This is a genomic window from Sphingobacterium sp. 18053, from assembly GCF_902706145.1.
GTDB lineage: Bacteria > Bacteroidota > Bacteroidia > Sphingobacteriales > Sphingobacteriaceae > Sphingobacterium > Sphingobacterium paramultivorum.
The window spans coordinates 154,137-166,666 of record NZ_CACSJW010000005.1 but is presented as its reverse complement, the minus strand read 5'-3'; the positions used below and the strand labels follow the sequence as shown (position 1 = coordinate 166,666).

General features: G+C 40.9%; 7 protein-coding genes and 1 tRNA gene. 6 read left to right on the top strand and 2 right to left on the bottom strand.

What is annotated here, in order from left to right; all coding sequences use genetic code 11:
• Nucleotides 1–9 precede the first annotated feature (9 nt).
• The 3 genes from GVK91_RS13265 (at nt 10) to GVK91_RS13255 (ending at nt 7,916) form a co-directional block, all read left to right on the top strand.
• On the top strand, nt 10–1,494 hold the full coding sequence (locus GVK91_RS13265) for an aryl-sulfate sulfotransferase (protein WP_159729271.1): 1,485 nt from the start codon (nt 10–12) through the stop codon (nt 1,492–1,494).
• Between the two features lie 162 nt (nt 1,495–1,656).
• Complete coding sequence (locus GVK91_RS13260; RefSeq protein ID WP_159729269.1) at nt 1,657–4,662, top strand: glycoside hydrolase domain-containing protein; 3,006 nt, start codon at nt 1,657–1,659, stop codon at nt 4,660–4,662.
• A gap of 194 nt (nt 4,663–4,856) precedes the next feature.
• Nucleotides 4,857–7,916, top strand: coding sequence for a DUF5107 domain-containing protein (locus GVK91_RS13255; protein ID WP_159729267.1), 3,060 nt, complete (start codon nt 4,857–4,859; stop codon nt 7,914–7,916).
• Between the two features lie 46 nt (nt 7,917–7,962).
• Here GVK91_RS13255 and GVK91_RS13250 read toward each other — a convergent pair.
• Together GVK91_RS13250 and GVK91_RS13245 are read right to left on the bottom strand one after the other, a co-directional pair.
• Nucleotides 7,963–8,036: transfer RNA gene (locus tag GVK91_RS13250), tRNA-Pro, on the bottom strand.
• A 157-nt stretch (nt 8,037–8,193) separates the two neighbouring features.
• Nucleotides 8,194–8,757 (bottom strand): porin family protein, encoded by a 564-nt coding sequence (locus GVK91_RS13245; RefSeq protein ID WP_088160652.1) that lies wholly within the window; start codon nt 8,755–8,757, stop codon nt 8,194–8,196.
• 355 nt (nt 8,758–9,112) lie between these two features.
• Between GVK91_RS13245 and GVK91_RS13240 the strand changes: the two genes are divergently transcribed.
• Genes GVK91_RS13240 through GVK91_RS13230 form a run of 3 tightly spaced genes read left to right on the top strand, consistent with a single transcriptional unit; the run spans nt 9,113 to nt 12,449 of the window.
• The gene (locus tag GVK91_RS13240) at nt 9,113–9,646 is read left to right on the top strand and encodes an RNA polymerase sigma-70 factor (protein ID WP_153845037.1); all 534 of its coding nucleotides are present in this window, start codon (nt 9,113–9,115) and stop codon (nt 9,644–9,646) included.
• Nucleotides 9,643–10,611 carry a FecR family protein gene (locus GVK91_RS13235; RefSeq protein ID WP_159729265.1) on the top strand — a complete coding sequence of 323 codons (969 nt, stop codon included), beginning with the start codon at nt 9,643–9,645 and terminating at the stop codon, nt 10,609–10,611. Before GVK91_RS13240 ends, GVK91_RS13235 begins: the two co-directional genes overlap by 4 nt.
• 47 nt (nt 10,612–10,658) lie before the next feature.
• Nucleotides 10,659–12,449: a hypothetical protein gene (locus tag GVK91_RS13230; RefSeq protein WP_153845035.1), complete on the top strand. Its 1,791-nt coding sequence runs from the start codon at nt 10,659–10,661 to the stop codon at nt 12,447–12,449.
• Nucleotides 12,450–12,530: the final 81 nt, after the last annotated feature.

Genomic DNA, 12,530 nt, shown 5'->3' with positions numbered 1-12,530 from the left:
TATTTACAGATGAAACCAATTAAAGCAATTATTGCACTGATTGTGGTAGCTATAGCGGTATTTGCTGCTTACTATTATTATGCACATCAGGTTGACATTGAAAATATTGAGGTGAGCTCACCCAATAATTTGCCGCTCAACGCTGCTATTCAGGTGAAACTAAATAAGGCAGAAGCCGTGTATGTGGAGTATTGGAAAGAGGGGGATAAACAGTCTTATAAAACAACTGTTTCAAATGCTGCTGTTCAGCATAACATTCCGTTAATGACGCTTGAACCAAATACAAGTTATAAATTTAGGGTTATCATAGACCGGATTATTCCCATAAAATCGAGCGAACAATCTTTTAAAACAAGAGCGCAATCGCCATGGATGGTACACGACTGGATCAAGGCCGACCATCCTCATGATGAAAAGGCCCTAGGTAATGGTATGGTATTATTATGTTATCGCGGATTTCCGGGCTACATGGCCATGGTGGACGGCAAGGGGACGATTCGTTGGTATTGGCAGGACGAAAAGCTGGGCGTGCGTCTTGCTTCTTTGACTCCAAGGGGTACTATCCTTGCCTTATTGGCTCCAGCGAGTAAAGATGAATTCAACAAACCCAATCAGCCAAGCAAGAAATCGACCAATGCAAGTTATTATTTAAGAAGCGGCCGTATCGGATTTGTCGGTGGGACGGTACTTGTTGAAATTGATCTTACGGGTAAAGAAATAGCACGTATCGATTTGGATAAAAAAGGGATCATCATGCACCATGACGTGCAGATGGATCACAACAATAATATTGTCGGTATCGTGCGGGATTTTAGGATCGACGATCGGCCCAACCATCCGAAAGATACCCTTTGGGGTGATGCTATTTTGACGATGGATATGAAAGGTAATATCTTGAAGAAATGGTCTCCCTGGGAAAAATGGGATATTCAGCAGGATAAAAAATTAGACAGCCTGAAGCATGATCGATTTCATTTTAATACGATCTCCTTCGATCGTGACAACAATTATTTGACTTCTTCGCCAATTGAAAATCAGGTCTGGAAAATTGATGCTAAAACCGGTGATATTCTCTGGAAATTGGGAAAGGGTGGCGATTATAAATTAAAGGACCAGGAACTATTTTATTTCCAACATGCACCGCATATCACAAAAACTGGTGAGCTGTTGCTTTTTGACAATGGTGATTTTTCTCCGCGTGACAGTACAACAGCCAATAAGCAATCTCGGGCGATCGCTTTTAGGCTTGATCAAAAGAATAAAACGGCAACAGTAGCTTATGCGGGCCCAATTCCGAAAAAGCAGTTTACAGCAAGAATGGGCAGTGCCTATGAACTGGATAATGGTAATTTACTGCAGACTAGCTCGAAAACAGGTAGTGTACTGGTGACGGATAAAAGGGGGAAAGTTCTTTGGGAATTAAACGCTTATTTTATTCCCTATCGCGCTATTTATGTGCCTGAGGAAACCTGGCATAAATACAGGCAAAACTAAGTTAAGATGTTAGGAATAAAACTTAATTTTAGTCCTCTTATTGACCAATAAAAGTAGCTGCACTACGGACTCATGTTGGGGAAGCAGTGCAGCTTGTAAATCGTATCAGGCTTATGGAAAAGCTTGGTAAAGACAAAAATATTTTGAATAAATACTATTCGCATGAAAAAAAGAACAGCCTCTTATAAGCTGGCAATTATCCTTGCCGTATCCTTATGCGCAAACTCGGCCCGGGCGCAATTGACCTATCCTCCGGAAACACAAAAGTGGGATGCGGACCAGCTGGGTAATCATCGAGCAGTGCTGCAGGTAAACACGGATCAGAAGGAGGTGCAGGTTACTATTCCGTGGCGAAATCGCTGGGTTGAGGCAAATCAGCAAGTTATTATCGTCGACAGTGCCAGCAATAGGCAAATCGCACCCAGCTCTTATCTTTGGATGAATACGGAATCTGGTGGACTACGGTTTAAGCCGATTTCCGGGAAGGGCGTTTACTATGTCTATTATTTACCGTATCAGATGGGTGGCCGCAGCCGCAATTATCCGGATGCAATTTATCTTAAAAATGCCGTTTCAGCACCAGTGAAAGTAGTACAACATGGGGCAGGAAACTCAAAAGGAGTTACTGTTGCACGCTTTGATGCCGTAGATAAATACAATAGTAATGATCCGATGGAACTGATCGCGAGTGCCGAAGAAGTGCGAGGCTTTGTGAACAGAAATGCGAATGCCGCTTATTATCTTTTTCCTGAATTGCGGGAGTTTCCGATTAAAATGGAAAGCAATCTTCCGCAACGCTGGCTTATGAAAGGTAAAGCCATGACTAAGTTGCAGGGCACAGGGCAGAAAGGTGAATTTTATGCATTTCAACTCGGGTTATGGTCTCCAAAGCAGGACCTCCATGAAATCCAAATTTCATTCTCGGATTTTAAAGCAAGTGATGGGGCTATTATTCCCGCGAATAGCCTGAATTGTATCAATACCCAAGGTACGGATTATACCGGAAAAGCAATGGCACTCCAGGTTGATATACCAAAAGATAAGGTTCAGGCCCTGTGGTGTGGTATACAGATTCCGGAGGTCACTGCAAGCGGAACTTATCATGGCGTGGTTACCGTAAAGCCAAAAAATGCAGTAGCGAAACAGGTCAATGTGGAAATAAGGGTTTCAGATGCTTCAGGTGATATATCCGGTGTTGATCAACCATGGAAAATGACGCGACTACCATGGCTCAATTCGACATTGGCCCAAAAAAATACAGTGGTTGCGCCTTATACAGCTATTGAATTAAAAGCGGACTCTACCTTACATATTTTAGGCCGCGAGGTGAAACTCCATGCGAGTGGTTTTCCAAAACAGATCAGCACGTTTTTTACGCCCGAATTGACTGAAATATCGTCCAAGGCGAATAACCTCTTATTTGAACCGCTTCATTTTCATTTTTATAGTGCTTCGGACGGAAAGGAAATTCAACTTAAACCAAGCGGGATCCGATTTGAAACCAAAAGTGACGGTGAATATAGTTGGACGGCCAAAAATGAGTCTTCCGATCTGACAATGGAAGTAGAGGGTAAATTGGAATTTGATGGCTATATGCATTATGTGGTCAAGCTGACGGCGCTGAAGGACCTGTCATTAAAAGATGCCACGATGCATATCCCGATGATGCCCGATAAGACGGATTATTTTATGGGACTCGGGCAAAAGGGAGGAAAGAGGCCCGAACAGCTTACCTGGAAATGGGATGTAGCCCATAAAAATCAGGATGGTGGTTGGATAGGTGCTGTAGATGCCGGACTCCAGTTTTCACTCCGTGACGAGCATTATTCTCGTCCGCTCAACACGAATTTTTATCTTCAAAAGCCGCTTGTGCTGCCACAGTCCTGGGGTAACGAAAATAAAGGGGGAATTGATATTGGCCTGAAAGGAAAATCGGTTTTGGTCAATAGTTACAGCGGAGCCCGTGAACTCAAAAAAGGCGATGTGCTTTATTACAATTTTAACCTGCTAATTACCCCTTTTCACCCGATCAATACGGAAGCGCAATGGAATGAACGGTATTACCATGCTTATAAACCCGTTGATTCTGTTGTTGCAAGTGGATCTAATGTCATCAATATCCATCACGGAAATGAAATAAATCCATATATCAATTATCCGTTTATTGCGACAAAAGAAATGAAGCAATATATCGATCAGGCACATGATAAGGGGTTAAAGGTCAAGATCTACAATACCGTTCGTGAGGTTTCAAATCGGGTTTATGAGCTCTATCCATTGCGTAGCCTGGGCACTGAGGTGTTTTCACCTGGAAAAGGAGGCGGATATTCCTGGTTGCAGGAGCATGTGGGTAAAAATTATATCGCTGCATGGTATGTTCCCCAATTTAAAGACGCGGCTATTATCAATAGCGGAATGAATAGATGGCACAATTATTACGTCGAAGGCATGAACTGGCTGGTAGATCATATCGGTATCGATGGGATTTATTTGGATGATGTTGCCTTTGATCGGGTAACCATGAAAAGAATAAAACGTGTACTGACAAAAAATGGCAAACCTGGTCTGATCGATTTGCATTCGGCAAATCAATATAATAAAAGTGATGGATTCAATAATAGCGCGAATCTGTATCTGGAGCATTTTCCGTACATCAATAGATTATGGTTTGGTGAATACTTTGACTACGAGAATAACCAACCCGATTTTTTCCTTACCGAGGTGAGCGGCATTCCGTTTGGTTTAATGGGTGAAATGCTACAGGATGGTGGAAATCCTTGGCGGGGTATGCTCTATGGCATGACCAATAGGATGCCTTACCAAAAATTGACACCTGCTGATCTATGGAGAGCGTGGGATCAATTTGGTATCAAAGGGAGTAAAATGATAGGTTATTGGTCGCCGAATATTCCTGTTAAAACCGATCATGATAAGGTTCTTACAACTGTTTATAGCCGTGCGGGCAAGGCGATGGTAGCTATCGCTAGCTGGGCGGATGGTGATGTGGATGTAAAATTGGCCATTGACTGGGAAAAATTGGGGATTGATTCTGGAAAGGCAAAATTATCCGCACCATTAATTCCTAATTTTCAAAAGGGAGCGCAGTATAAATTGGGCGATGCGATTCCGGTAGAAAAGAATAAAGGACTTTTGTTGATTATTGAATAGCAGTACGATAGCGCTACAAGGTGTAATTTATCATAGGCTTTTTGTTGATGCAAAGATGCAAATAACCTATGATAGATTCATTTATGTTGAAATTTGGTGAAGTAATGGCTTACATGACGGATTTAATCACATCGGACAAATCAACGATTTGGGGAATGCCATTAAAATTGTGAAATTTTTAAATTAAAACGCCAATGAAAAATTGGATTATGTTATGGGCAATGGGCAGCTGTGTGCTCGGAGTTTTTGCACAGCATCCGGCAAAGGTTTCTGAGCTTAAGAAACGTTATGTAACCTATCCCTTTACGGATCCGGATCCCATAGCTTCAGCTCAAAAGTTGTATCCTTATTTCCGCTTTGACGGTTTTACAAATACGGCTATTGAAAAGGATTGGAAAACCGTTATCCTGGAAAACGATTATATTCGGGTACAGGTGATGCCAGAGATCGGTGGGAAAATTTGGTCGGCCTATGATAAGGTCAATAAGCGGGACTATATTTACAACAATGGCGTTGTGAAATTTAGGGATATTGCCATGCGGGGACCATGGACGAGTGGTGGTATCGAAGCTAATTATGGTATTATTGGACACACGCCCAATACTTCTACACCGGTCGATTACCTTACGCAGGAAAATGCGGATGGAAGCGTAAGTTGCTTTATCCATGCCTATGATATGCTGAGCCGTAGTAACTGGACCTTGGAGATCCGGTTAGAAAAAGACAAAGGTTATTTTTCTACACGCTCCTTTTGGTATAATGCCAATGCGGTTGAACAACCTTATTATACCTGGATGAATCTGGGTGTTGCTGCGGGACAAGATCTGAAGTTTTTGTATCCCGGAAATCAATATATAGGTCATGATGGGGATGTGCATGCCTGGCCTATCGATAGCCAGGGACGGGATCTTTCTAACTATAGCGAGAATGCTTTTGGCAGTTCTAAATCATATCATGTATTGGGCGCGCATATCAATGCTTTCGGGGTTTACTATACAGATCATAATTTTGGAATGGCCCGTTATGCCCTCCGTGAAGATAAATTAGGGAAAAAGATATTTCTTTGGTCGCAGGCTGGAGATGGCAAGATCTGGGAAAATTTACTGACTGATCAGAGTGGGCAATATGTGGAAATCCAAAGTGGACGTCTGTTCAATCAAAATGTTCCTTCCAGCAGCCAGACCCCCTTTAAACAGCTTGGTTTTGCTCCTTATCAAAGTGACAGTTGGACGGAATACTGGATGCCATTTTCAGGGATAGGAAAACCGAAGGAGATACAACTTTCAGCAGCAATTCAGATAAAACGTGAGGACAATAAGCTATTATTGGATCTTGATCCAAAGCGACCTTTAAAAGATAGTATATATGTGCTTGATAGCATAGGTACTGTATTAAATCGAAGTTTTATTGAAGCTCAATTGGGCGAGCCTACCAGATTATCCTTGATTGTAGCAACCGACTCAAGACCTCGCTATCTGAAATTGGGACAGGATTATTTTAATCTCAGAACCGATACATCTTGGTCAAAACTGAATAGACCCACTGTAATTTCAGCGGAAGTAAGCTTAGATACGGGGCAGACCAAATTATTGGAGATAAGTGATCTCATTCGCTTTAGGCAATATACGCTTGCGGAAGTAAAATTAAAGGAACTGATCCAGCATGGCGCTACTTCGCAGACCTACCTTGAAATGGCCAAACTGGCCTGGTTTAAAATGGAATATGAGCAATGTTATGCCTATGCCCGGCAAGCATTGTCTATGGATACTTATGATGCACAGGCAAATTATTACTATGGTTTGGCAGCGATTAAGCTAAAAAAAGATAACGATGCTTTAGATGGTTTTGAAGTCGCTTCATTAAATCCAACTTGGCGAAGTGCTTCCTTTGTGCAAATGGCCAAATATTACTATCGGATTAAACAATATGAACGTGCAGGGGATTATATCGCAAAAGCTGTGGTTGCCAATCCGCTAAATATAGATGCCTTGCAGATGGACGTGTTGGTTCAGCACAAAAAAGGAGCTGTAACAGATCGTCTTTCCCATCAGACAATTCTCCAATATGATCCGTTTAATGCTTTTCTCCAATTTGAGGAAAAGAAGACATTTTCATCCAGGCAAGAGTTTGCCGCTGAAAAGCTGATGGAACTGGCGATATGGTATGCTGATCTTGGAGAATCTGAATCTGCCACCGATCTACTCCGCTCGGGACAGAAGAATACGGAAGCTTTAATTTGGCTAGCTTGGCTGACACGATCGAATAAGTCGATCAGTCAGGAATGGTTAAATCAGGCAACGCAAAGTAAGCCCGCTTTTGTCTTCCCATTTCGAGAAGAAAGTAATCAGGTATTCCAATGGGCAAAAGAGAAGAGTAAAAGTTGGACTATCGATTATCTGACTGCACTATTGTATCGTTTCAGGAATCAACCCCAAAAAGCAAGAGAAATTTTGTCGGCAGTAGCGCAGGAGCCAAAAGATTTTGCGGCCTATTATGCACTGAAATCAAGTTTGCAAGATACGAGCCGCATAGATCTAGCGGTACAGATGATGCAGCAGGCAACCTTGATGGAACCACAAGAATGGCGATATGGGCTACATTTGGTGGAGCTCCTAAACAATAGTCAGTCTTATAAAGAAGCGCTTAAGGTGAGTACAGCATATCATCGCAAATTTCCGAAGAATTATATACTAACCCTGGCACAGGTACGTGCATTGTTATTGGGGAAAGAATACATGCGGGCTGAGAAAGAATTGGAAGAGGTGACGATACTTCCATTTGAAGGCGCAACTGAAGGCCATCGGTATTATGTACAGACCAAATTAATGCTGGCCTACCAATTTATCCTTGAAAAGAAATATAAAGAGGCAAAGTTGAAAATTGCGGAATCGAGATTATGGCCCATGAATTTGGGCGTTGGTGAGCCTTATTCCGATGAAAAAAATGAAATATTGGCCGACTGGCTTGAACTGCATTTGCAGCAAGGGAATAATCGGGGAAATCCAGATCTTTTGAAAAAAATTGCCCATAGTAAACCTTCAAAAAACAGGTATGAACTGATGCTTCGCGAACTTGCAGAAGAACAATTAAAGCTGTCGAAAGGGGAAGGATCTGCCGCGAAGAAGGATGATTTAAAAGGAATGATTCCTTCGGATCATGATCTTCTCAAGCAGATTAAAGAAGGAACCCTTGCAAGTTATTGGCCGGTATTGATCCGAAAAATCTATTTTGAACAGGATCAACGTTTATTCTGATGACAGAAGGGAGAATGAAACAGACGTTAATCATAAAGGAAAAAAGTCGGGATGGCCGGATTTGAACCGACGACCTCCAGCACCCCATGCTGGCGCGATACCGGGCTACGCTACATCCCGTTTATTCCAATTTGATCGAAAGTCGTATTTAAATAGGACGATTAGCTGGAATAATTTTTTGGTAGGGCTAAAATAATAATTATTGACAAAAAATAAAATGTAAAAAAAAAACGCCATTCGATTTAGAATGGCGTTTTTCTTCGCTAATAGATGCTGATTAGAACTTATAACCGACCATAATGCCGATAGTTTTATTTTTTGCATCTAAGGTTTTGTCGATACTCGTAAAACCATGGCTGTAATAAGCATCTAATGTAAGGTGACTGATATCTACACCGATCCCCACTCTGCCATCGAATGAAAATTTCTTATAATCGGTATTTGCGCTGGACTTCACTGTTTTTACATCATAGTTTAACTGCGGCCCCAATAGCCCACGGAGGTTGAAGTCGCCATTTTCCAAAAATTTATAACCGACCTGTAATGGTAGATTTATTTGATAGAATTTAGGTGTTTTCTGCACATTTTCGAAGGTATATTCTTTACGCAACAGACTGGCACCGATTCCAGGCTGGAAGAAAACGCGATCTCCTATACGGGCAAATCCTGCTACTGATACGCCGACTTTGCCATTATTATCTTTGACAGACTTGTTACCAAAGGAACTCATATGATAATTGCTTCCGACCTGTAAACCATAAGTGATATCTTGCGCTTGTGTAGTACCTGCAATTCCTAATAATGTCAATCCCAACAGGGCTACTTTGAATGTTGTTTTCATTGTCAAATTATTTTTTGTGATCAATTGTATGTTGTTCTTTCCTTTATGACAATGGAAAATCCGTATACCCTTAGAAAAAAAAATATTTTATAAAATAGATGGCTTACCTTTAGTCGTCACAGACGCCTTTTTATAAAGTTTCTTGGGCAAATATCATTTGACAGATGGGAGGATGTACCGTACTCACCATAGCATCTATATGAAAAGAAATACGAATAGGGATAAATAAGGGATTTGAAATCATATGGTGCATGTATTGAAGTTGAAATTAAAAAAAGTGAAAAATTTGTAAGGGTAATAGTCTATTGGGGTGTCTTACTAATAGAGCGGATTATTTAAACAATAGAATTGATCAATGTCGGAAAATAAAGAGAAGAATTTTGAGCAGCTATTTCGGGCGCACTACAAAGAGTTACATCGTTATGCCTACCGGTATCTAGGCGATAGTGATGTGGCGGAAGAGGTTGTGCAACAGGTGTTTTTGCGGCTTTGGGAACGCGATTGGGAGGAGCAGATACATACTTCATTAAAAGCGTATTTATATCGGGCTATTTATAATGAAAGTATGAATGTGCTGAAAAAAGAGCAACGTAAGCTAAAATATCAATCCCACGAACAGCATAGACAGGATTTTGTACCTGCGGTTGATGAAAGTACGCGGGATTTGAACGAAAAGCTACAGGTGGCATTGGCGGAATTACCTGAAAAAAGCCGGACGGTCTTTGAGTTAAGCCGTTTTCAGGAAATGAAATATAAGGATATCGCAGTAACCCTGGATCTGTCGATAAAAACTGTTGAGGGACATATGAGCAAGGCACTGAAGCATTTGCGTATCGAACTTATGGATTATTTAACATTGATTATTTGCTTTCTTATCTATACGCTATGAATAAGGAACTGTTAGAAAGATATATCATTGGTGAGACCAATGAAGTAGAGAATATCATGATACAAGGTTGGTTAGAAGAAGACGCTAACAATAAGGAGGAGTACATAAAAATGAAAAAAATGTGGGATAGTTTGCCTAAACCCCTGGATGTTCCTGATGTGAACATAGATAAGGCTTGGGCTGACTTCAAAATTGTGCGAGATAAAAGAGCGGCAGAAGCTGCGGTAATCCCCCCAAAAAAGACTTCTGTAATTCAATGGAGCTGGTGGTTAGCAGCCAGTATCTTGGTCTTTTGTGCAGTAGGATTCTATGTGTTTGATCAATCTCATCGTGAGGAAATGTTTGTTTCGAGTATGGAGCAAGTACGACAAGATTCCCTACCTGACGGTTCGGTAGTTACCTTAAATAAAAATACGGAACTGGCTTATTCAAGCAGATGGACCAATAAAAATAGAAATGTGGCATTGAAGAGAGGGGAAGTGTTTTTCCAGGTTCACAAGGATAAAAAACATCCCTTTGTCATTGAGACAGGTAAAACCAAAATTACGGTATTGGGCACCAGTTTTAATGTGCGCCGAACATCAGATGCGACGGAAGTTATTGTTGCTACAGGATTGGTTAAAGTCGGTTATGCAAATAAGGAAGTCTTTTTGCGACCACAACAAATGATTACAATCCGGGATAGTGATACAATAAAAGTAGGAAAGAAACCTGTCAAGGATCAATTTTATAAATATTACGTGGATCGTGTGTTTGATTTTGAGAATACCCCATTACAGCGTGTTGTTGAGTTGCTAAATCAAGCTTATGCATATAAGATTATTATTGACCATCCTGCTGATCAGAAATTATTATTGACAGCAAAATTCGAACAAAATAGTTTAACTGAAATTTTGAAAGTCATTTCTAGCACATTTGGATTAAAAGCAAATGTGAAAGACAGAGAGATTCATCTGACGAGGTGAGCCAACAGATAGATATATTTTCAGAACAAAATTGTATAGAAAACAACATGATACTATTTTTTATAAAGAGGGTAGAGCTTTATCTCTTAATTTTAATGCTGTGTTCGTTCCATTTGGGAAGGGCACAGCAAAAGCTCGCTGCAGCGATTCAAATACCAGCCTTTCCAGAGACTACTGTAGGCGAAGTTTTTCGCTTGTTGAAGGAGCAGCAGGATGTATTGTTCTCCTTTAATGGAAATATCCTACAGACAGACAGTGTGATTCATACTAAGGCCTTCAAAGGGAATTTGTATGATTATCTGGATCGGATTTTGGGAAAGGAATATAGTTTTAAAGAACTTGGAAGGCATATTATTATTCAATATACACCTCAGCGGATGTCCGTGGAGTTTGAAGTGAAGACACCTAATAAAAACAAAGTTGTTATAGCGGGGTATATCAAAAATATTCGGACTAATAATCCGATTTCCAATGCCAGTATCTTTGATCGAAGTGCTTTATTGTCTACGTTGACGGACCAAAATGGCTACTTTGAGTTGGACGTAAAGAAAAAAAGTAATCTCATTGCAGTGAACGTTAGTAAGGAGGCTTTTCGGGACACCAGTGTTATGGTGATTTTTCCGATAGAAGCGCAAATTGGCGATAAGAAGAAGCGTGAATACGGCTATTTTGAAGGGTATGAAGAAGATCATGGTCTTTATCGATCTTTTTGGGGACGGGTATTTCTGTCTCCTGCCCAAAAGATCCAAAGCATGAATTTAGGCGGGATGTTTTTGTATAGCCCATACCAAATTTCGATGACACCGGGATTAAGTACACATGGTTTTATACAATCGCAAATTGTGAATAAATTTTCCATAAACATTATTGGTGGATCTACTGCGGGGGTAAAAGGTATTGAGCTTGGTGGCGTATTTAATATTAATCAATATGATATGCAAGGCTTGCAAATGGGCGGTGTTTTCAATGCCGTTGGGGGAAGTGTGCGTGGCGTACAACTTGCCGGTGTAGGAAACCGTGTGTTCGGAGAAATGAAAGGTTTGCAAATGGCAGGCGTCTTCAATGGTGTGGGAGGAAATGTAAGTGGGGTACAGATCGCCGGTGTGGGAAACCATGTTTCCGGGGAAGTGAAAGGTCTGCAAGTAGCGGGTGTTTTTAACAAAGCGGATACGGTTAGAGGTGTTCAAATCGCTGGTGTTGTAAATTTAGCCAATGAGGCTCCAGGAACGACACAGCTTGCTAGCATACTTAACAATAGCGAATCGACTGTTGGAAGTCAAGTAGCAGGCATCGCCAATAAAGCAAAAAAAGTAAAAGGATTTCAATTGGCAGGTATCGTTAATATTGCTGATAGTAGTGATTATCCCATTGGTCTGCTTAATTTTATTAAAAATGGTGAGAAGAGTCTTTCAGTAGCGGTCAATGAGGATAGCTATCTCGGACTACAATTTCGTTCAGGTGGTCGGGTACTCTATAGTATATTATCGATCAATAGGGCACTCGATGGCAACAGACCGGATAAATATGCCTTTGAAGCAGGTTTAGGTGCAGTATTGATCAATAGGACCAAGTTTAGCCTGCGTACGGAAATAGCTACACGTAATTATCTGACAGAGAAATTTAAAAGCCTGGATAATCATCAGTCGTCGCTGCGGGTAATTCCGGCGTTTAAACTAAGTGAGCGCATGTCTATATTTGTTGCTCCCAGCCTGAACTATGCGGAGAGGGATGAAAATACAATTTCTGGTGGTAGCACGGTATGGCGAGCTTGGCGGAGAGACCGTACACGAAATACATTTTATGGAGGTGGAATGGCAGGTCTTATGTTAAAATTATAAAACTAAAAACTATTTGGCAATAGCGCTGTTCTATAGATAGCTTTTAAACATTTAACATTTTACGTAAACGCCCTATATCAA